This is a genomic window from Ferrovibrio terrae (genome assembly GCF_943371255.1).
GTDB lineage: Bacteria > Pseudomonadota > Alphaproteobacteria > Ferrovibrionales > Ferrovibrionaceae > Ferrovibrio > Ferrovibrio terrae_B.
Map to the genome: position 1 here is coordinate 16,464 of NZ_CALRUC010000029.1, position 21,355 is coordinate 37,818.

The window sequence follows — 21,355 nt, forward strand, 5'->3', positions numbered from 1 at the left end:
AGTTCCGGCCTTTTTTCTGCCCATTTTGTCTGATGATAAGCAGGCATGATGAAAGCACACACTCTTGTCGGCGTCGCTCTGCTCGCGGTGACGCTCACCGCCTGTTCCTCCAAGCGTGAAACCGAACCGCCGCGCTCGGCCACTGAGCAGCTGCTGTTCTCCGCCGCCGCTGACCGCGCCGCCGACAAGCTCGCCTTCGCCCTGCAACCGGGCACGCGGGTCTTCATCGATGGTGCTTTCGTCGAGGGCACCGACAGCAAATACCTGCTGAGCGCGATCCGCGACCGCATCCTGCGCAAGGGTGGCGATGTAACCGACAAGAAGGAGGAGGCGGAACTGGTGGTCGAGCCGCGCATCGGCGCAATCTCGGTGGATGGCGACCGTATGCTGTTCGGCACGCCGGCGATTCCGGTGCCGCTGGTCGGCCTGCAGGTGCCGGAGATCGCATTGTTCAAGCGCAGCCACCAGCAGGGCGTGATCAAGCTGGCGGCAACGGCCTATAACCCGAAGAGCGGCAAGCTGGTGCAGTCGCTCGATCCGGTCTACGGCTTCTCCAACCGCAGGGAATGGACCGCCCTGATCTTCTTCTCCTGGGGCAGCAATGATCTGATGCCGGATGCGGAGAAATCACACTGGATCGGGGATTGAGGCGGGGAAGATGGGCCGATTTACGGCCGATTGGCGCGATGTAATCAAGTTTAAACGTTCCGCCGGGATCATGGGCGTGCAATTTTTTGCGCTGGAGAACCGGCAATTATGCGCGACCAGGATAGTTTTTGCCTTGTGGAGATGGACCTTTTCAACGGCCCGGCACGGGAGCTGATTTTCCGGCTGGCCCAGCCTTATCTCGAACAGGAAACCGCCACCAGCACGGAGCTGGTCTTCAACCGCGCGCGCCAGCGCCATATCACCAACGAGGGCAATCGTCTGGCCGACGCCATCCAGCGCACGGCCGCCCTGCAGTCGCAGCAAACCCGCCAGCCGGTGCTCGACCGTCGCCGCGAACTCAATGCCATGGTCAGCCAGGCGATGCGCCTGATCGACAGCCTGACCCGCCAGACACCCTCCGACTTCGAGCTGACCGGCAGCGCGCTCAGCCGGCTGTGCACTGAAACGGCGGATCGCGGATTTGTCCGCACCGCCATCATCATTGCCGCCAAGCTGGCGGAGTGCCAGGACTGGGGCGGCAAGATCGATCTCTGTCTTGATCTGCTGGAGAGTGGAGCGGAAGCCGAGATTGCCGCGCTGCTCGAACAGACCCTGGCCGAACTGCTGCGTCTGGAGCCGGCCGGCGAGGCTTTCGGCTTCGGTGCAGCGCCCTGCAGCGTGATCGACGGTTGCCTGGCCATGATCGATCCGGCGGCCCCGCCCGGCTTGCCGCTGCATGCCCGTCTGCGCAGCCGTCTGCTGGATGCCGATGCCGCCAGCGGACTGGGTGATGCCCTGTGCGACCGGATTTCCCAGGCGCTGGATCAGCCCGGGCTGCTGTCTGCCGAAGCCGGCTTTGCCGAATGGCCATATCTGCTCAATCTCAAACAGCGCCTCCTGGCGTTACCGGCAATGGCCGAGGACCCGGTTCTGCGCCAGGCCCTGGGCAAGCGGTTCCTCCGCCTGGCCCAGGCCGAACAGCTCAACCGCACGCTGGCCGAGATCCCGGCCTATGGCAGAAAAGTGATCTATCTGGCGCAGCTCTATCCCGAGGTGCAGGACGGCCTTGCCCGCCGCGATCTGCTGACGGCGCTGACCTTCAATCTCGAACATCGCGATTTCAACACCCAGTTCGTCGAGAGCGGAACCAGTATCGAGGATATGTCGGCACTGGCACAGGCGATCGAGGCGGCGCTCAAGCATCCCGAACTGCCCGAGCATCGCCGCGACCGCTTCCGCGCCAGCATCGAGAAACAGTATCTGGAGATCAAGAAACTGGCCGAGCGTCGCCGCGATCCGCGCGTGATGGGTGGTCCGAACGATGCGGTCTGCATGGGCGGACAGCGGATCGCGCTGCGCAACTGGAGCACGCTGGGCGTTCTGTTCGGCCCGGTGTCCGGCGGTTTCAAGGCAGGGGATACCGTGGAAATTTCGATCGAGGTGCATAACGAGATGATCGATCTGCGCTTCGACGCCTCCGCCGACATCATTCGCGCGACCGATGGTCTGGTGGCGGCGCGCTACTATTGCACTGACAGTGCCATCGAGCAGCGCATAAGGCAGTATTTCGCCAACTGAATGCTGCCGGGCTGCGCCGACCATCAGGCGAACTAGTGTTTCATTTACCGCAAAGCATGCGTGGGTAGTATTTCCGGCCCCGACACCGCTGACGGTTGCGTGGGGCAGGGGTGCGGGTTAAGCCAAAGCCCAACTTTCCCTAGAAACCGCCCCATTCGATGTTCTGTGAAACCGCAGCCGATACCTTTGCCGATCCGGCCCGGGAACTGATCTTCCAGGTCGCCCGCGGCTATCTGGAGCGGCAGGGCATCACGGCCACCGATCTGCTCTTTGACCCGGCCCAGCACCGCGTGCTGCTCAACGACGGCGCGCGCTTCCAGGAGATCCTGCAACGCATCGCGCTGCTGCAGGGCCAGCATACCAAACGCCCGGTCAGCGAACGCATGAAGGAGCTGACGGCGATTGCCGAAGCCGCCATGCAGCGCGTCGAAACCGTGGCGGCGACTCTGCCCGCCTATCCCGGCTTTGCCGAGGCCAACCAGCAGGGCGTGTTCAGCGGCCGCAATCTGGATGAATGGGTGCGTGGCGGCGTGGCCTTCACCCGCCTGCTGGCCAAGAATGCCGCCTGGGATGCGCGGGCCAAACTCTGTCTCGACATGCTGGAACATGTGACGCCGGGCAGCGAATGCCACAGCCTGGCCGACCAGACGCTGGCAGAAATCCTGCGCCTGCAGCCCGCGGCGCCGGTGCTGTTCGGCGAGAATGCCAATCGCCGCCGCATGATCGCGGTCTGCATCGGCCTCGCCGGCGGCGAAATGCCGGCCGAGAGTCATGCCCTGCTGCGCCGCCTGCGCAGCCTGTTCGCCAGCCAGGATCTGCCGCGCTGCACCGAGGCGGTGCGGGCCCGGCTGGCTGAGATGCTGAACGGCACCGCGACGCTGTATCACAGCGAGCCGCATGGCGAATGGCAGGCCATGCTGGAGCTGAAGCAGAAGCTGCAGGATGTGCAGATGTTTGCCGGCGACGAAGCGATCAGCGCCAGCATGACGCGGCGGTTCACCCGCTTCGCCAGCCCCGACCTGCTCAATCCGATCCTCGCCCGCGAAACCGAGATCAGTCGCAAGCTGCTCTTCCTGCTGCGGCTGTATCGCGAGATCGAGGATGGCAATGCGCGCTTCGAGCTGCAGGGTATCGTGACCCACTATATGGATCACCGCGATTTCAAGACGCAGTTCGTCGGGCCGCAGACCGGGCGCGAGGAATTCGGCACGATCGCCGCCGCGGTTTCCAGCGCGCTGGCCGAGGTCGATATCCCCGAGCCGCGCAAGAGCCGCCTGCAGGAGCAGTTCCGCAACCAGCTGGCCAGCGTGGTCAAACCCGCCGGCACGCGCAGCAGCCAGCGTGGTACCGGCGGCCCGAAGGACGCCGTGATCGTACGCGGCCTGCGGATGGGACTGCGCAACTGGAGCCCGGTCGGCCTGCTGTTCGGCCCGGCCTCGCCGGCGGTCACCGCGAAACTGGCGGTCGGCAGCAAGCTGTCGGTGGCGGTGGAAATCCGCAACAGCCTGGTCACCCTGGACTTCACCGCCGAGGCGGAAGTCCTGCGCGTCAGCGACGGACTGGTGGCGGCCCGTTATGTCTGCAGCGACATTCCGACCCAGCAGCGCATCAAGGCGTATTTCGGCGGCTGATATCCCGCGATCCGGTCGCCCCGACCGGAATCTGTTTATGCTAAACTCGCGCCGGGAATCGCGCCGGGAGTCGGGAACCCATGAACCTGATGGAAGCCACTATCTTCGCCGTCCTGATCAGTACGCCGCCGGCCGAAGGCCCGGCCTTCGGGTGCCGCCTCACCGACAATCCGAAAGAGGCGCTGTGCAGCAATGATCTGGTGATCAAGGAATTCGACGACGGCACGCTGGAATTCGGCGCCAAGGTCACGGTAAAGAAAAACCGCCGTCGCGACCTGCTGTTTTCCAACGGCATCTCGGCCTATTTCGACAGCTTCGGCTGGTTGCAGTTTTCCAACGGCTACGCGGTGCGTCGCATGGAAGGCGATATTTTCAAGATGACACGCCCGGGCAACCGGGAACTGACCTGCCGCTATTCCATCCAGGGCAAACAGACGCGCTGCATAACCGGTTAGAGCCGGGCGGCGCTATCGTCAGCGTTTCATGTCGACGGCGCGGGACAGCATGGCATCGGCGGCCGAAATCACCTGGCCATTCATCGAATAGGCCTGCTGCGCCACCATCAGCCTCGTCATCTGCTCGGCGATGTCGACAGTGGAGGCCTCCAGGGCGCCTGCGACCAGGGTACCAGCACCCGTGGTGCTGTCCGGGTCGGCCGGCGCACCGTACCGCACCAAACCTGAGTCGGAATTGGCGATGAAAGTCGTGCCGTCCAGCCGATCCAGCTTGTCTGGCTCGCGGAAATTACCCAGCATGACCTGGCCGCCGGTCTGGCTGCGGCCGTTGGCATAATTGTAGGTGATCTGTCCGTCTTCCCTGAACGAGATGTATTGGAACTCACCGCCCAGCAGGCCATTCTGCGTCAGGCCGATATTGGAAGCTTCGCGGGTTTCACCGGCAAACTGCGTCGTGCTGCTGGTCGCATTGCTGGAAAAGCCACCGCCGAAGTCGCCGATATCCAGAACGATATTCTGCGCGCCGGGACCATAATCGACACTCATGGTCAGCGTGGCATCGCCGGCCGCCGTAACGGCGACATTCAGGTCGCTCGAGGTCAGCGTATTGAGTGTGCCGTTCAGGAATGTGGCGGTGACCGGGCCAAACGAACTTGGCGTCGCCTGCGTCGTGTTGATGGTGATGTCCCAGGTGTCGGCCGCGGTCTTGGTCCAGATGACCTGGAAATTCTGCTCGTTGCTGTTAGCGTCCACCACGCCGATGCCGGTGGTCACCTGCTTGCCGACCAGGGCGGTCGCCGGCAGGTTGATCTGGGAGAAAACGTTGCTGGTGGCAACCGGATCGATATCTGTGGTGTCGATAACGAAATCTTCCGGCGCGGTTCCGGCCGCGACGGTCTGGCCCGCTGTCGTTGTCACGGCCTGCAGATAATAGCCTGCCGAGTTCACCAGCCGGTTTGAATTGTCGAGGCGGAAATCGCCCAGGCGCGTATAATAGACGGTATCTTCAAAACCGTTCGGTTCGCGGGTCACAGGGTCGAAGCCAGTCGGCTTGGATACGGGAAAATAGCCGTTGCCGGTGATGGCGATTGAAGTGGTGCTCGAACTGTCCCTGACGATGGCGCCCTGGCGGCGGTTGCCGAATTGTGCATTGGCCGACACACCCATATGACGGTTTGAGTCGATACCGGCGCTGTCACCGATCACCTTGTTCGTGACCAGGTCACTGAAAATGGTGTTGACCTGCTTGTAGCCGTTCGTCGAGGCGTTGGCGACGTTGTCGGAAATATGCCCGATGGCCGCCGCCTGGGCATTGATGCCCTGGACAGCGGTGCCGAGGGCGCCGAAGAAGGTCATGGCAGGACTCCTGCTCAAAAGAATCGTCTTGGCCGGTGTTCAGCAAGCGCCATGCCAACTCAGGTTGGTCACTATGTTTCTGAAATAAATGCGAAAAACTGCTACCGGAGAGGCCCTTCGCTAGGCAATAATTGCCCTGCGGCTTCCCCCGGACCGGGGCGGTGGTCATAATGTGCCGAGGGTAAATCCGGTCGATGCTGCAACCGCCACCATCATCCTTGCTTCAGACTGTCGATGACAGCCGCCTGTTTCTGTGGACCGGCGAGTTTCGCGACCGGCGCGTGGAGCAGATGTACCGGCAGCAGCGGCTGGAAGCCGTCCGCACGCTGTTGCACGCCTGCGGCATCGCTGCCACCACGGTCTTTTTCCTGCTGGTCATCCGGCAATACCTGATCATGGGCCCAGGCCTGTCCTTCTGGCTTGATGCGGCGGTGCGCTGTGTCGGCCTGCTCACTGGCGTGGTTTTCCAGGTTCTGGTACGGCGGGCAGCTGCCATCGCCATGCTCGATATCATCGCCGGCGTCGGCATGGCGAGCCTGACCACGCTCACCTTCATGACCTGGGTGATCGGCGCGCCCCCGGCACTGAATGCGGGAACGCTGGCCTTCGGCTATCTGCTGGTGTTTTTCCTGCTTGTGCCCTGTCCGGCCCAGGCGGTGATCGCCAATGCGACCTATGTCAGCGTCGGCACCGTGATTCTCGCGCTGCTCTGGCTGCCGGTGGAAAGCTATACCATCATCAGCGTGATCCTGTTCCTGCTGATCGGCAACGGACTTGGTCTGATCGGCATGCGGCAGTTCAAGCTCGAGCGGCGGCGCAATTTCCTCGCCCGCGAGGAGGCCCGGCGGGTTACAGACGCCCTGACGCTGGCACGGCAGGAAGGCCGCAAGCGCAATGAATACCAGGCCTGGGCACTGGATGCGCTGCAGGTTGGCGTTATCCTGTTTCATCCCGGCGGTGAGATTCACAGCATCAACCGGCGCGCCGCTGAATTGCTGGCGCTGCCGCCTGGTGCATTGCGGCCGGGCGATACGCATGAAACGCTGATGCGGTTTCTGCTGCAGCGCCGTGATTTCGGCGATCTGGAACTCAGCGACGTGCGTTATCACATCGACCGCCTGTTGCGGGGCGCCGGCACCATCGCCGCCTCCCGGCATGCGGCGACCGGCAAGATCCTGGAATTCACGCTGAACCGGCTGCCCGACAAGTCGGTTGCCGTTACCATTTTCGATGCGACCGAGCGCTATGCGCTGAACCGCCGCCTGCGCCATGCGGTCGAGGTGGCCGGTGACGGCTTTGCCATCTATGACTCACAGGATCGCATCGCGATCTGCTCCAGCCGGTTTGCGGCACTGTATGGCCTCACGGCCGAGCAGGCGATCGGAAAATCCTTTGAGGAGCTGTTGGCGCAAGGTTATGAGCGCGGCGTGTTCAGCCGCGACGAGCGCGAAACCGGCAATACCCAGACCGTCACCACCTCGCGGCGCCATATCCCGGAACGCATGATCGAAATCCGCACCACGGCGGGCGAATGGTTCCTGGTGCATGAGCGCGTGACGCCGTCCGGCGATCTGGTGGTGGTGCGCACCAACATCACGGCGCGGCGCCGGATGGAAGATGAACTGCGCCGCGCCAAGGAAGAGGCCGAACGCGCCCTGGCCGACCTGCGCGGCGCGCAGGCCAATCTGATTCTGGCCGAGAAGATGGCTTCGCTCGGCTCTCTGGTGGCCGGCATGAGCCATGAAATCTCCACACCGCTCGGGATCGGCGTTTCGGCCGCTTCGCATCTGTCGGAGGAAGTCGAGCAGCTGACCCGCAGTTTCAAGGAAGACCAGCTCAAGCGCAGCGATCTTGAGGATTTCCTTGAAACCGCGACCGAGGCGACGCGCATCATGCAGGGCAACCTGACGCGGGCCGCGCGGCTGATCCAGGCCTTCAAGCAGGTCTCGGCCGACCAGACCACGGATGAGGTACGCCAGTTCGGCCTTGGCGAATACCTGCATGAAATTTTGCTCAGCCTCGCGCCGGCGCTGCGCCGCACGTCGCATCGGGTCGAGATCGATTGCGAACCCAATCTGATGATCCGCAATCGCCCCGGTGCGCTCGGCCAGATCGTCACCAACCTGCTGATGAATGCCCTGCAGCATGCCTTTGACGGGCGCGCCGAGCCGGGCTTGCTGACCATCGCCGTAAGCCGGCCGCGCGAAGGCCGCATCGTTGTCGAGTTCCGCGATGACGGCAAAGGCATCGGCCCCGACGATCTGCCCCGCGTGTTCGATCCCTTCTTCACCACCCGGCGCGGCACGGGCGGCACCGGCCTCGGCCTGCATATCGTCTATAATCTGGTCAGCCAGGTTCTGGGCGGCACCATCGCGGTGTCCAGCCGGCTGGGCGAGGGCACGCGCTTCACGATAAGTTTTCCGCAAGACGCGACGACCTGAGCTATATCGGCAGCCATGAACGTCTCAGGAATCCCCGTTTCTGCCCGCGCCCCCGTTCCCGGCTGGAAGCGCGGCTGGCCCTGGCAGGAGGGACCGGCCGGCCGCTTCGCGCCCTTCAAGGCCGTTGTATTCACTCTGCTGTTGTTGCCGGCGCTGTGGCTGCTGTGGCGCACCAGCCAGCACGATCTCGGCCCGCGACCGCTGACCGAGCTGATCCTGCAGACCGGCAACTGGGGTATCCGGCTGCTGCTGGTATCACTGTTCGTTACACCGCTGCGGCAGATCCTGCGGCGCGGCCGGCTTGCGCTGATCCGCCGCATGATCGGTGTGGCCTCGGCGCTCTACCTGTTGGCGCATTTCATTCTCTACACCGCCAATCACGCCTTCGACCTGAACAAGATCGTCACTGAAATCGCCAAGGCGAATTACCTGATCATCGGCCTGTCCGCGCTGGTCGGGCTGTCGCTGCTGCTCGCGACCTCGACGGATGGCATGATTCGGCGCCTCGGCAGCCGCCGCTGGCAGCGGTTGCACTGGCTGGTGTTTCCCGCGGCGATCCTAGGCGCCTGGCATTTCTTTCTCCAGGTGAAGGCCGATATTTCCCAGCCGCTGCTGATGATCGGCTTCCTCACATGGCTGCTCGGCTACCGGCTGTGGCGTTATCTGAAACCGCAAGGCGCGGTTCTGCCGCTCTGGGCCCTGGTGCTGCTCGGGCTTGCAGCCACGGCCGTCACCGTGGCGGGCGAGGCGGCGTATTTCGGCTGGAAGATTGGTACGGCCGTGGTTCCGCGCGTGCTGGAAGCCAATCTGAATATCGAGATGGGATTGCGGCCGGGAATATGGGTTCTGCTGGCGGCGACAGGGGTGACAGTGGCAGCCGGACTCGCCACAATGAAGGCCCGTCGTTCATAAAAGCGAGAGCCTCCCGTGCGTGCTGTCTTTGTCGATGCCAATCCCACTCTCGGCGATCTGGCCGAGCGCCTGCATAAGCCCGCCGACCCCAAGGTTACCGTCAATCGCCAGCCGGATGTGAAACCCGCCGATCTGCCCACGGTATTGGGCGATGCCGAAATTGCATGGGTTGACCACACCTACCTGCCGACCGATGTGGCGAAGCAGTGCAAGGGGCTGAAGCATGTCGTCTTCCTCGGCACCGGCGCGCGCAGCTATATGAATGTCGAGGAGCTGGCGGCGCTCGGCATCGATGTGCATCTGATCAAGGGCTATGGCGATACCGCGGTGGCCGAATGCGCCTTTGCCCTGATGTGGGCTTCGGCCAAAGGCTTCGCCCGCATGGATCGCGGCATGCGCGAGGGCAACTGGCTGCGCATGGATGGCGTACAGCTCACTGGCAAGACTGTCGGCCTGATCGGCTATGGCGGCATCGCCGCCGAGATGGCACGGCTTTGCCTCGGCGCCGGCATGACGGTGCTGGCCTGGAACCGCTCGAAGAAAGACGCGCCGGCCGGTGTGCGCTTCGTCGAGCTTGATGAACTGCTGCAACAGAGCCATGTCGTCTCGCTGCATCTGCTGCTCAATGATGAAACCCGCGGTTTCCTCTCGGCCGAGCGCCTCGCCAGGCTGCGGCCCGGCGCCATCCTGGTGAACACGGCGCGCGGCGCGGTGGTGGACGAGGCCGCCATGATCGCGGCGCTGAAATCGGGCCAGATTGGCCATGCCGGGCTTGACGTGTTCGATATCGAGCCGCTGCCCAAGGATCACCCGCTCACCAAACTCGATAACGTCACGCTGTCGGCGCATTCCGCTTTCCGCACGCCGGAAGCCAGCGAGAACCTGATCGAGGCGGCGCTCAACCACACCCGGCGGATTGCAAAATGACCAAACGCTACGATCTGGCTATCCGCAATGCCCGCATCCTCGATGGCAGCGGGGCGGCGTCTTTCACCGGCGATGTTGGCGTCAGCGGCGACCGCATTGTCGATGTCGGCGATCTGGGCGGGTCCTCGGCCGACCGCGAAATTGATGCGAAAGGCCTCGCCGTGGCACCGGGCTTCATCGATGCCCATACCCATGACGATGGCGCCGTGCTGCACGGGCCGGACTGCATGCATTGCAAGCTCAGCCAGGGTGTCACCAGCGTGGTGATCGGCAATTGCGGCATCAGCCTGGCGCCCGCCACGATGAAAAAGCGCCCGCCGCCGCCGCTCGATCTGGTCGGCACCGAAAGCGCCTGGGCGTTTCCCACGTTTGGCGACTACGCCGAGCAGCTGCGCAAGACGCCGCCGGCCACCAACGCCTACGCGCTGGTCGGCCATATGTCGCTGCGCGTTGTGGCGATGGATCACGATGTCCAGCGCGCCGCGACCGACAAGGAAGCGGCGCAGATGCAGCAGCGCCTGACAGAATCGCTCGACCAGGGTGCCTCGGGCCTGTCCAGCGGCCTGTGGTATCCGCCCAGCCGCCATGCCCCGACCAGTGAAGTGATCGCGGTGGCCGAGGGCCTGCGGTCGCGTGGCGGGCTGTACGTGACGCATATGCGCGACGAGGCCGATGGCGTCGTCGACAGCATTCATGAAACGCTGAAGATCGGCCGCGACAGCGGCTCGGCCGTGGTGATCAGCCATCACAAATGCACCAACCCGGAAAACTTCGGCCGCTCGACCGAGACCCTGGCGCTGATCGACAAGGCGGCCAAGGAGCAGACCGTCGATTTCGATGTCTATCCTTATGCGGCCAGTTCCACCGCCCTGCTGCCCGATCGCCTGCGCGACGACATGGCGGTGCAGATCGCATCTTCTGAACCCTATCCGCAGATGCGCGGCCGCATGCTGGCCGATATCGCCAGGGAATGGGGCGTTGACCAGGTGACGGCAGCGCATCGCCTGCTGCCGGCGGCGGCGATCTATTTCATGATGAATGAAGACGACGTGCAGCGCATCATTGCGCATCCGCGCAGCATGATCGGCTCCGACGGCATCCCCAGCAACGACATGCCGCATCCGCGCCTGTGGGGCACCTTCCCGCGCGTGCTGGGCCATTACAGCCGTGATCTCAAGCTGCTCAGCCTGGAGCAGGCCGTGCACAAGATGACCGGCCTGACGGCGCGGGTCTTCGGCATGGTCGATCGCGGGGCAATCCGCGCCGGCGCCTATGCCGATCTGGTGCTGTTCGATCCCGCAACCGTGATCGACACCGCCACTTTCGCGGCACCGATCCAGCCCGCCGCCGGCATCACCGAGGTCTGGGTCAACGGCGTATCGAGCTATGTCGGTGGCAAGGGCGTGACTGGCGCGGCCAATGGCCGGCTGATCACCCGCAACCAGGCCTGAGCCCGATCACGCAAATGTTGGTCGGTGGCGGCATGAAACAGTCCAGATTGTCGTCATGCTGCGCCTGATCCTGCCGTTGCTGCTGCTGGCCATGCCGGTATTCGACACGCCAGTGCTCGCCGCCGAGCTGCCGCGCGAGAATATCGTGCTGCGGTCGGCGCTCGGCGTCGATGCCGTGGCCAATACCGTCACGCTGCCGCTGTTCCGCGGCGAGGTCGACGGGCGCAGCGTCTGGTACATCGTCACCGATTCCTCCGATGCCGCCGATGCGGCGGCGCGCGGCGTGGTGCATGCGCCGCTGCTGGTCCATGCCGGTCATGTGCAGGCGGCGAGCCTGAGCGGCGATGTGTTGCGTTTTGCCGCCGCGCCGGATTTCGGTGCCGTGCGGCAGGTGGTTGCGGGCCCCACCGGCTATCCGCCGCAGACGGCCGTGCCGGGCGGCAGCGCCGTGCCGGCCTATTCGCCGCTGGTGCGCGTGGCGGGGCAGGCGGCGATCCTGAATGCGCCGATCATTGCCACCGGTGACGGACCGTTCGATCACGGCACCAGCGCCGACCGCGTGCTGGCCATCGATACCGCGAAACGCACGGTGACGCTGCTGCTCAGCCATGGTTTCGCGGAAGGCCGCCGCGTCGTCTATATCAGCACCGAGGCGTCCGATGCCGGCGTCGCCGCGCTGGAGCGCGCCGTGCATGTGCCGCAGCTGGGCGACGGCAATGGCGATATCGCGCTGCTCGCTGTGGTCAACGGCCCGGCCGAGCAGGGCCTGCAGCAGTTCCTGCGCCACGGCCGTGCCGAGGCCACCGCTACGCTGGCCAATGCGGCGCAGCTCGGCAGCCCGCACAACATCCTCACTGCCTTTCCCATGGGCCGCACCGCCAGCGGCTATTCGCCGCTGTGGAGCGTGACCAAGGCGGAGTGGGTGGACCGGCCCAGTGCTGATCGGCCCAATGCTGATCGGCCCGGCGCGCCGCAGCGTCACCAGGCCGATCTCTATGCGCTGGCGAAAGCGCAGCGGCTCAAGCCGCTGCAGCCCACCGGCATCGTCGTCAACTGCCCGGTGATCGCCTGGCTCGACGGGCCTGTCCCTTAATCCTGCCGCGCACCCGAGCTTTCGATCACGCTTTTCCACATCGGCCGTTCCTTCTGGCCGCGTGCCGTCACCACCTCGGGCGTGCTGCCCAGGCTTTTCGCGCCGGTGGTGAGGAACTTCTGCTGGATCTCCGGCTTCTTGGAAATTTCCTGCAGTGCGCTGGACAGCGCGGCGACGATCTCCTTCGGCGTGCCGGCCGGCACCACGAAGGCAGCCCAGGAGGTGACCACGAAGTCATCCATGCCGGCCTGCGCCATGGTCGGAATTTCCGGCATGCTGGGCCAGCGCTCGGCCGAGGTGACGGCGAGCGCGCGCAGCTTGCCCGAATTGATGAAGGGGATGTAGGAGGCGAGGTTGTCGACCGCGATATGCACATCGCCCGACAGCATCGCCGGAATCGTCTGCGCCGCGCCGCGGAACGGCACATGCTCGCCCTTCACGCCGGCGCGCTGGCAGAACAGCACGCCCGACAGATGCGGCGTGGTGCCGATGCCCGGGCTGCCGTAGGAAATGCCGGTCGGCCGCGTCTTGGCCCAGGCGATGAATTCCTTCAGCGTTTTGGCCGGCACGTGATCGGCCGGCACCACGGCGACATTGGGCAATTCCCAGGTCATCGACACCGGCAGCAGATCCTTGTCGGCATCCCAGCTCATCTTGGAATAGAGATACTGGTTGATCGAGAAATGGCCGATGGTGGCGGCGCCCAGCGTGTAGCCATCGGGCGTGCTCTTGGCCACCGCATCGATGCCGATATTGCCGCCGGCGCCGGCGCGGTTGTCGATCAGGAAGGGCTGGCCGAATTTGACCTTCAGTTCTTCCGCCAGGATGCGGCTCAGCACGTCGGTCGAGCCGCCGGCCGGATAGGGCACCACGATCTTCACCGGCTTGTCGGGCCAGCCTGCGGCGCGGGCGCTGCGCGGGGCCAGCAGCGAGATGCCGGGCAGGGCGGCGAGGGCAGACAGGGCGGCACCCTGCAGGATGTGGCGGCGTGTGGTCATGGGATCGGCTTCCTCCGGTTTATGCTTTTACGACGCCTTCCAGCCTTACTCAGTGTGCGGAGACAGGCAACAGGATTTGTGGTTGTAGGCGTATTCCATGCGCTTACAACGCATGATTGCCTTTTCGGCGGCAATATCGTCTACTGATCCGTAAACGGATTCGCCTCCCGAGATATAAGATGATTCTCCCCGACACCGTCGTTAACGGGAATGCCCGCTATTTCCCCAAGGCCACCGATCTGGCCGTGCTGCAGTGGTGTACCGCCCGCGGCCTGACGCTGGAATCGCTGGCTTCGCAGGTCGGCGTGCCGCGCGTCAATCTCAGCCTGATGCTGAAGGGTGTCGATCCGGTGCCGACCACGGCCGAGCGCCGGCTGCGCTCGGTGATCGACGGCAACTGACGCTTTTACTGCTTTCTTCCAATAACAATATAAAGAGTTTGAGGGGCGAGAGGGCCGGGGAGTTGTCCTTGCCGAATCTCTCCGCCACAAATAATCCCGGCTTCATTAAATGCTTGGCAGACCATCTCCGCTATTGGAAGCATTGTCGCATCATCAAGTATTGCGGTTGTGACTCTTCCCGGAAGATCTGCCAGATGATTCCCAGCAATTGAAACGACATTCCAACCAGCTTGGCGAAAAACTTCGGCAAGTTGATTGGCATAGTCTATTCCCTCGCCATCCATTAGGCGGCTCATAAAACCAACCGTGCCAACCCTACTTCTAAGTATATTTTCTAGCGTTGCGCGCTGCGTATCAGAAAGGGTTCGTGGCTTTAGGGCGGCTATTTCCGTGTCCTTCTTCTCACTAATTATATTGCCAGTATAATAAGCTCCTACCGCTGCAAGTGCCGTCAGCACAGCAAAAATTTGCGCGCTCCAGGATAGGAAAGAATGAATAGTTATCAGGTTCATAGTCTTTAATTATGAATGCTCTATAGATGTTTGAGCCTATCAATTGGCTGAATCATTTACATCAAATTTGTCATCCATTCCGGCACGCGGCGGTTCTGGCCCAGCAGATAGCGCGCCATCGCGCCGGCCACCTGGCGCACGCTGTCGCGCTGTCCCATCCGTTCGCGCCACGCGATCAGCCGGTGATGCGTCGCCGGGATCGGCGCCCCCATGCGGTCGCCGAAAATCTGCGCCATGTAAAAGGCGATATCGGCATAGGTGAAGGCCGCACCGGCCAGCCAGTCGCGCCCATCACTCAGCAGCGTCTCCAGTTCAGTGTAGAAGCCGGCGGCACCGGCACGCGCGGCAATCGCGGCCGCATCCTCGGGTTTATCCTGCAGGCCCATCAGGCGAATGATATGCGGGAAATAGACCTCGTCGGATTTCAGTTCCAGCAGGCGCGCGCGGGCGCGACCGGCGATGTCGGTCGGCCATAGCGGCGGCGCGGGCTGCAGGTCTTCGAGATATTCAAAGATCTGCGTGGAATCGAAAATCTCTACATCATCGTGAATCAGCACCGGCACCTGGCGCTTGGGATTGATGCGCAGCACATCCGCGTGCTTGGGCTCATACAGGCTCTTCATCTCGAAGGGCACCATGGTCAGCGCCACATCAATCTGCTTTTCCAGCGCGGCGATCTGCGCCTTGGCGCCAAACATGCTCAGCGGGCCGGAATAAAGACGGATGGATGGCATGACCTGCTCCTGATTCGGCAAAGAACGTGTGAAGAACAATGGCGTTTATACAAGGTCTCGCAGTAACGGTGCTCCGATACGCAGACAGTGTATTGGTATTGCATCACCTCCTCATATCGGAGATAGCGTCGGTCATCCACGACGCACTTAGGAGAGGAGTGATGTCGATCCGCGAAAACAAAGGATGACAGGCTCGAACAGTCGCCCTTAGAGTCGCGAATGGAGGACAAGCTAGGCAGACAGGAAACGCCGAAAGGCGCGCCGTGGCGTTCGCCCACGGCGCTGATCGCGCTGTTTGTTTTGCTGGCATGCCTGGTGCCGGTCGGCTTCGTGACCTGGCATGCCTGGCAGTCGCGCGCGGCCGCGATCAGCCGGGGTTTCGCCGAAGCCGAGGATCTGGTGCTGGCACTGAGCCAGCATGCGGCACGCACCTTTGCCGAACCCAATCTGATCCTGCAGGATGCCATCGAGCATGTGGAAAACGATGGCATGGGGCCGGAAGGCCTGCCGCGCCTGCACAGGCTGCTGGTCAATCATGTCAATGCCTCGCGGGTCATCCGCGAACTCGGCATCCTGGACGAACGGGGATACTGGCGCACCTCGTCGCTGCCCGAGCGACCAACCTACAGCAATGCGGATCGCGAATACTTCATCTATCATCGCGACAATCCCGATACCCGTCTGCGTATCAACACGCCGCTGCTCGGCCGCGTCAGCGGCCAATGGATAATCGCTTTGACTCGGCGGATCGAGCACAAGGATGGTAGTTTCGCCGGCGTTGCGCTTGCAGCCATCGGTACAGATTATTTCCAGACGTTCTACGACACGCTGAGTGTTGGCGCGCTTGGTCATGTGGCGCTGTATCGGGACGACGCACGATTGCTGGTGCGCCGGCCTTACGTGGAATGGCATCTGCTGGCGGACCGGTCGCAGGCATTCTTCGAGGCGACCCGACGTCAGCCCGCCGGCCGTTTTCACGGTGTTTCGGTCTACGATGGAATCATTCGCCTTGCCGCCTGGCACACCCTGGAAGATTTTCCTCTGATCATGACGGTCAGTCGCGCCGAGGGCGATGTGCTTGCAGCCTGGTACAGTTCGGTGCAGCTCGATATGGCGGTTGCCGGAGCTGCGAGCTGTATCATCATCCTGCTCGGGGCATTGTCGATCACACTGCTGCGCCGGCGCATCCAGGCCGAAACGGCCGCGGCGGAAGCCGGGCGGCAATATGCCATGATTGCCGAGGCGGCGACCGACGTGATCGTGCGCATGAATCCCGATGGCCGGCGGGTCTACATATCGCCGGCCTGTCGCGATGTGCTGGGCTACGAACCCGAGGAACTGCTGGGCAACAATCTGGCCGATGTGGTGCATCCTGACGACCGCAGCGTGCTGCAACAGGCTTTCGCGGCACTACGCGGCGAGGCCGCGCGGAGCACGGTTATCTATCGCGGGCGTCATCGCAACGGCCATTATGTCTGGCTGGAGATTGCCTTCCGCGCCATAAACGATCCGGAAACCGGGGCAGTGCGCGAGATCATGGCCAGCACCCGCGATATCAGTGCGCGCAAACTGGCGGAGCTGCAGCTGGCCCGCGCCAAGGATGCCGCCGAAATCGCCAACCGGGCCAAGTCCAATTTCCTCTCCGGCATGAGCCACGAACTGCGCACGCCGCTGAATGCGATCATCGGATTTTCCGAGATGATGCAGCGCGAGATGTTCGGGCCGCTCGGAAATACCCGCTATGCCGGCTATGCCACGGATATCAAGCGGAGTGGCGAACATCTGCTGGAACTGATCAACGATATCCTCGATCACGCCAAGATTGAGGCTGGTCAGCTTGAAATCCACGACGATGCCATCGAGATCGTGGAAGTCGTCGACTTTGCAGTCCATATGCTGGCCGTGCAGGCCGAGGAGGCGGGGGTCACGGTTGAAAGCGATGCCAGATCAGGCATCCGGTTGCTCGGCGATGAACGGCGTGTCCGGCAGATCCTGCTCAACCTGCTCAGCAACGCAGTCAAGTACACGCCGGCCGGCGGTCGTGTGCTGGTGCAGGCGTCCTTCGATAGCAATGACGATCTGGTTCTGGCGGTATCGGATACCGGGATCGGCATGACGGACGTGGAGCAGCAACGCGCCCTGCAGCCATTTGCCCAGATTGATAACGAGCGCAACCGGAACAAGCAGGGCACCGGTCTGGGCCTGGCACTCACGCGGCAGCTTGCCGAACTGCATGGCGGCAGGCTCAAACTCACCAGCATTAAGGGCGAGGGAACGGTGGTGTGGGTTTATCTGCCTGCGACACGCATTCTGGCGCGACCAGGCTGATCTGCGTCGGGCTGAACGGTGTCAGCTTTCGCTGCGGTAGAGCGAAACCAGGGTCGCCTGCCGGTCATTGGCGATGCCCAGTGCGCTGGCCGCCAGCTGCTTCTGCACGGCCAGCGAAGCCAGCACGGCATCGTTGCTGGAGATGTCGCTGTCCACCAGGGCGCCGAGGCCGATCTTCATCGCATCCAGCACATTCTCATTGAAAGCCATCTGCAGGGATATCTGCCGCCGCGATGTGGCGAACTCGGAAATCGACGCGCTCGCCCGGGTGGTCAGCGGCTCGATCAGGTTATAAGCCGCCGTGGCCGTGGTCGCGTCGGTGATTGCGGCGATTGCGGTGCCCAGCGTGGTGTACTCCGGATCGAGACCGAAGGTGCCAACCGAAATGGTGTCGCCGGTGACACTGGCGACGAACTGCACGGTGGTCGACGTCGCCAGCAGCTGGTTGCGCCCGTTGTAGCTGGCCTGGTTGATGATGTCGGAAATCTGCTCGTGCAGGGCGGTGGCATCGCTCGTGTAGATGTCTCGCTGGTTTCCGTTCAGCGATCCATCCGATGCCTTGATCAGTGTGGAGCGCAGGTTGTCGGCCAGCTGCAGCATGGTATTTAGTGCGGCGATCGAAACATCGATCAGGCCAAGGCCCTGTTGCAGCGATGACTGCACGGCGGCATTGGCCTTGAAGTTGCTGCGGATGCCCTGGGCGACGGCAAACACCGAGGCATCATCCAGGGCATCCGCAACCTTGAAACCGGTTTCGAGCTGCTTCGATGTGGCTGTGATTCGCGAATCGGTCGTGCGCAGTGTCGAGACTGCGGCCATCGCACCAAGATTGGTGTTGATCGACGCCATTGTTTTTTAGCTCCCAAGGCTTAACACGCCCTGTCACCCCCGCAGCGTTTTCGCTGCTGAACCGCTGTTTTCTCGCATAAGGTTAACGGGCTGTAAACCATATTTCAGCAACCGGGTCGGGATTCACAAAGGGGATACAATATTAATCCGAGAGCTGATTAACCTTAACGGAATGCCGGTAATCAGACCCACTTGAAAGAACATAAACAGAACATATATTGGGCTATTTAAGCTGATGGGAGCCCGCCATGGAAAAGGTCACATACGACCCCTTCAAAGACCCGAACATTGCTGCTGCCCGGTCTGGCGGCGCTGAGGACAGCCCCGGTGACCAGACCTGGCGACCGCGGCGCTACACGCCTCTGGAACTGGAGGAGCGGGGCCTTGTCGAGGACTATCCCCGCATCCCGAATGCCCCGGCGCCGGGCCAGCGTATCAACTGGGCCAATGCAGCCGACAACCTGGCGCGCGGGCATTCGGTCGCGGTCACGGCCTCGCTGTGCAACTGCGCGCCGGAGCGGATATGGCGGAACCTGCGGCGTAGCCGCCGGTTCCGCGCCCGCATTGATCTGGCGGCCGAGCGCCTGCGGCTGGAAGCCGATCTGCAGTTCCGCAATCTGAATATTCAGACCGTGTTGCAGATGCGCCAGCGCACCGGCCAGCTCGACACCAAGACCTTGCACTGGCTGGCTGAGAAGCTGCGGCTGGGGCAGGCGCCGGCCCAGGCAGAAACCCTGGCCGACTGGCTGGAGGCGGTGGCAGCCGTCCCCGGCCCGAAGCACGGCCGGCGCGCGCGCAAGGCCCCCGCCATCTCCGTGCCGGTGGGCCAGTTGGACCCCATCGGATCGAACGGGCTTGCATTGGATCGAACGGGATCGACTGGGACCGCATTGGCCTCCAATCGGATCGCATCGGCCGCCAATGGGATCGACCCGGCACCGATCCGGCCCGGCTCCCTGCACCGGACACCGCCAGCTTCCTGTGGGTAACTGCTTGTTTCACTTCAGATTCGCGTTAGCTGAGGCTGGTCGGCGCCTTGCCGAGCCCGCATTCCTGTCTCATCCTGTCGCCCCACCCAGCGACCCGTTCAGCCCGGAGTCCCCACGATGATCGATCTCTATTACTGGCCAACGCCCAACGGCCACAAGATCACCCTGTTCCTGGAAGAGGCCGGCATTCCCTACACGATCAAGCCGGTGGCGATTGGCAAGGGCGAGCAGTTCAAGCCAGACTTCCTCAAGATCAGCCCGAACAACCGCATGCCGGCGATTGTTGATGATGAGCCCGCCGATGGCGGCGCACCGATCAGCGTGTTCGAGTCCGGCGCGATCCTGCTCTACCTCGCCGACAAGTATAAAAAATTCATTCCGCAGGATCTGCGCGGCCGTGTCGCCTGCACCGAATGGGTGATGTGGCAGATGGGCGGCCTCGGCCCCATGTGCGGCCAGAACCATCATTTCACCCAGTACGCGCCCGAGAAGATCGAGTATGCGATCAACCGCTATGTCAACGAGACCAACCGGCTCTATGGCGTGCTGAACAAGCGTCTCGAAGGCCGCGCCTTCATCTGCGGCGACGACTACACGATTGCCGACATGATGAGCTATCCCTGGATCGTGCCTTATGAGCGCCAGAGCCAGAAGCTGGAAGACTTCCCGCATCTGAAGCGCTGGTTCGACAGCATCTGGGCGCGCCCGGCCACCAAGGTGGCCTACGAGAAGGGCAAGGCGATCAACCAGGGCATCCCGGTGATGACCGACGAGGCCAAGAAGGTGCTGTTCGGTCAGACCGCCGCCGTGGTGAAGGGGTAGCCGAGGCAAAAAATAAACCATCACCCTCGGGCTTGTCCCGAGGGTCCATCCCAACCATCCACGCATCGGGACGCGCAGATGGATCCTCGGAATAAATCCGAGGATGACGATTAAAGTGACAGGACAAATGACCAAAGACTCGAACATCCATATTGCCGAAACCGACGCACAGATCGCCGCCTGCTTTGTCGTGTTGAAAGACCTGCGGCCGCATCTGAAGGATGCCGCCGAGCTGGTGCAGCGCGTGCGGCTGCAAAACCAGGAAGGCTATGTGCTTGCCTATGCCGCCGATGCCTCCGGCACGCCGGCGGCCTGCATCGGCTTCCGCCGCCAGAACCGGCTGGTGCATGGCAAGGTGATCTATGTCGATGACCTGGTCACCAGCGAAACCGGCCGCTCGCGCGGCTATGGCGCGGCCCTGCTCGACTGGCTTGAGCATCTGGCGAAAGAGGAGGGCTTCAAGGCCGTCGATCTCGACAGCGGCACCCAGCGCACCGAAGCGCACCGTTTCTACTTCCGCCAGCGCTACGCCATTTCTTCGTTCCATTTTCTGAAAAGGATCTGACCCGTGATTGATCTTTACACCTGGGCCACGCCGAACGGCCGCAAGGTTTCCGTCATGCTGGAGGAGACCGGTCTGAAGTATCAGGCTTTCCCGATCAACATTTCCAAGGACGAGCAGTTCGCGCCCGACTTCCTGAAGATCAATCCCAACAACAAGATTCCGGCCATTGTCGATCACGAACCGCCCGCCGCCTATGGCAAGGACCCGGTCAGCGTTTTTGAATCCGGCGCCATCCTGATCTATCTGGCAGAAAAGAGCGGCAAGTTCCTGCCTACCGATGCCAAGGCGCGCATGCAGGCGCTGCAATGGCTGATGTGGCAGATGGGCGGCTTCGGCCCGATGCTCGGCCAGCTGCATCATTTCGGCCGCTTCGCCAAGGAAAAGGTGCCCTACGCCATTGATCGCTTCGCCACCGAGACGGCGCGGCTTTACAAGGTGCTCGACGGCCATCTGACTAAAAATGAATACATGGCCGGCAAGGAGCTTTCGATTGCCGATTTCGCCGCGCTGCCCTGGGCGGCGCGCTGGGAATGGCATGGCATCGACTGGGCGACCTATCCGCATGCCAAGCGCTGGTACGACGCGCTGATGGCCAGGCCGGGTGTGCAGCGCGGCTTCGAGGTGCCGTGAGGCATGTCGGCTGACGCGATCCTGGAGAATGCCTC

Annotated in this window: 20 protein-coding genes; 15 read left to right on the plus strand and 5 right to left on the minus strand. The window is 62.8% G+C overall.

Annotated elements, in window-relative coordinates; translation table 11 throughout:
- The first annotated feature begins 45 nt into the window (after nt 1–45).
- The 4 genes from AAG799_RS08630 (at nt 46) to AAG799_RS08645 (ending at nt 4,312) form a co-directional block, all read left to right on the plus strand.
- Complete coding sequence (locus AAG799_RS08630; protein WP_341895417.1) at nt 46–648, plus strand: DUF6655 family protein; 603 nt, start codon at nt 46–48, stop codon at nt 646–648.
- A gap of 135 nt (nt 649–783) precedes the next feature.
- Nucleotides 784–2,226, plus strand: coding sequence for a hypothetical protein (locus AAG799_RS08635; RefSeq protein ID WP_341895418.1), 1,443 nt, complete (start codon nt 784–786; stop codon nt 2,224–2,226).
- 158 nt (nt 2,227–2,384) lie between these two features.
- Complete coding sequence (locus AAG799_RS08640; RefSeq protein WP_341895419.1) at nt 2,385–3,857, plus strand: hypothetical protein; 1,473 nt, start codon at nt 2,385–2,387, stop codon at nt 3,855–3,857.
- Between the two features lie 80 nt (nt 3,858–3,937).
- Complete coding sequence (locus tag AAG799_RS08645) at nt 3,938–4,312, plus strand: hypothetical protein (protein ID WP_341895420.1); 375 nt, start codon at nt 3,938–3,940, stop codon at nt 4,310–4,312.
- Between the two features lie 18 nt (nt 4,313–4,330).
- Here the strand turns inward: AAG799_RS08645 and AAG799_RS08650 are convergent, their stop codons facing one another.
- On the minus strand, nt 4,331–5,668 hold the full coding sequence (locus AAG799_RS08650) for a flagellar hook-basal body complex protein (RefSeq protein ID WP_341895421.1): 1,338 nt from the start codon (nt 5,666–5,668) through the stop codon (nt 4,331–4,333).
- A 194-nt stretch (nt 5,669–5,862) separates the two neighbouring features.
- On the opposite strand from AAG799_RS08650, the gene AAG799_RS08655 reads away from it, so the two are divergent.
- The 5 genes from AAG799_RS08655 to AAG799_RS08675 are packed head-to-tail and all read left to right on the plus strand — an operon-like array spanning nt 5,863 to nt 12,492.
- Nucleotides 5,863–8,109 (plus strand): PAS-domain containing protein, encoded by a 2,247-nt coding sequence (locus AAG799_RS08655; RefSeq protein WP_341895422.1) that lies wholly within the window; start codon nt 5,863–5,865, stop codon nt 8,107–8,109.
- Between the two features lie 15 nt (nt 8,110–8,124).
- A complete protein-coding gene (locus tag AAG799_RS08660) occupies nt 8,125–9,021 on the plus strand; it encodes a ferric reductase-like transmembrane domain-containing protein (protein WP_341895423.1) in 897 nt (298 codons plus the stop codon).
- Between the two features lie 15 nt (nt 9,022–9,036).
- Nucleotides 9,037–9,948, plus strand: a complete 912-nt coding sequence (locus tag AAG799_RS08665; protein WP_341895424.1) for an NAD(P)-dependent oxidoreductase — start codon at nt 9,037–9,039, stop codon at nt 9,946–9,948.
- A complete protein-coding gene (locus AAG799_RS08670) occupies nt 9,945–11,399 on the plus strand; it encodes an amidohydrolase family protein (protein ID WP_341895425.1) in 1,455 nt (484 codons plus the stop codon). The genes AAG799_RS08665 and AAG799_RS08670 overlap by 4 nt, the downstream gene beginning before the upstream one ends.
- 55 nt (nt 11,400–11,454) lie before the next feature.
- Nucleotides 11,455–12,492, plus strand: a complete 1,038-nt coding sequence (locus AAG799_RS08675; RefSeq protein ID WP_341895426.1) for a hypothetical protein — start codon at nt 11,455–11,457, stop codon at nt 12,490–12,492.
- On the opposite strand, the gene AAG799_RS08680 is transcribed toward AAG799_RS08675, so the two are convergent.
- Nucleotides 12,489–13,490 carry a tripartite tricarboxylate transporter substrate binding protein gene (locus tag AAG799_RS08680; protein ID WP_341895427.1) on the minus strand — a complete coding sequence of 334 codons (1,002 nt, stop codon included), beginning with the start codon at nt 13,488–13,490 and terminating at the stop codon, nt 12,489–12,491. The genes AAG799_RS08675 and AAG799_RS08680 overlap by 4 nt on opposite strands.
- 179 nt (nt 13,491–13,669) lie before the next feature.
- Between AAG799_RS08680 and AAG799_RS08685 the strand changes: the two genes are divergently transcribed.
- Nucleotides 13,670–13,891 carry a hypothetical protein gene (locus tag AAG799_RS08685; RefSeq protein WP_341895428.1) on the plus strand — a complete coding sequence of 74 codons (222 nt, stop codon included), beginning with the start codon at nt 13,670–13,672 and terminating at the stop codon, nt 13,889–13,891.
- A 5-nt stretch (nt 13,892–13,896) separates the two neighbouring features.
- Here the strand turns inward: AAG799_RS08685 and AAG799_RS08690 are convergent, their stop codons facing one another.
- Both AAG799_RS08690 and AAG799_RS08695 read right to left on the minus strand, forming a co-directional pair.
- Entirely contained in the window at nt 13,897–14,403 is a 507-nt protein-coding gene (locus tag AAG799_RS08690; protein ID WP_341895429.1) for a hypothetical protein, read from the minus strand.
- A 56-nt stretch (nt 14,404–14,459) separates the two neighbouring features.
- Complete coding sequence (locus AAG799_RS08695; RefSeq protein WP_341895430.1) at nt 14,460–15,137, minus strand: glutathione S-transferase family protein; 678 nt, start codon at nt 15,135–15,137, stop codon at nt 14,460–14,462.
- Nucleotides 15,138–15,356: 219 nt separating this feature from the next.
- Between AAG799_RS08695 and AAG799_RS08700 the strand changes: the two genes are divergently transcribed.
- The gene (locus AAG799_RS08700; protein WP_341895431.1) at nt 15,357–17,465 is read left to right on the plus strand and encodes an ATP-binding protein; all 2,109 of its coding nucleotides are present in this window, start codon (nt 15,357–15,359) and stop codon (nt 17,463–17,465) included.
- 21 nt (nt 17,466–17,486) lie between these two features.
- On the opposite strand, the gene AAG799_RS08705 is transcribed toward AAG799_RS08700, so the two are convergent.
- Nucleotides 17,487–18,314, minus strand: coding sequence for a flagellin (locus tag AAG799_RS08705; RefSeq protein WP_341895432.1), 828 nt, complete (start codon nt 18,312–18,314; stop codon nt 17,487–17,489).
- A 248-nt stretch (nt 18,315–18,562) separates the two neighbouring features.
- On the opposite strand from AAG799_RS08705, the gene AAG799_RS08710 reads away from it, so the two are divergent.
- The 4 genes from AAG799_RS08710 (at nt 18,563) to AAG799_RS08725 (ending at nt 21,320) form a co-directional block, all read left to right on the plus strand.
- Entirely contained in the window at nt 18,563–19,303 is a 741-nt protein-coding gene (locus AAG799_RS08710; protein ID WP_341895433.1) for a hypothetical protein, read from the plus strand.
- A 117-nt stretch (nt 19,304–19,420) separates the two neighbouring features.
- The gene (locus tag AAG799_RS08715) at nt 19,421–20,125 is read left to right on the plus strand and encodes a glutathione binding-like protein (RefSeq protein ID WP_341895434.1); all 705 of its coding nucleotides are present in this window, start codon (nt 19,421–19,423) and stop codon (nt 20,123–20,125) included.
- 127 nt (nt 20,126–20,252) lie between these two features.
- Complete coding sequence (locus AAG799_RS08720) at nt 20,253–20,690, plus strand: GNAT family N-acetyltransferase (protein ID WP_341895435.1); 438 nt, start codon at nt 20,253–20,255, stop codon at nt 20,688–20,690.
- 3 nt (nt 20,691–20,693) lie between these two features.
- Nucleotides 20,694–21,320: a glutathione binding-like protein gene (locus AAG799_RS08725; RefSeq protein WP_341895436.1), complete on the plus strand. Its 627-nt coding sequence runs from the start codon at nt 20,694–20,696 to the stop codon at nt 21,318–21,320.
- Nucleotides 21,321–21,355 lie beyond the last annotated feature (35 nt).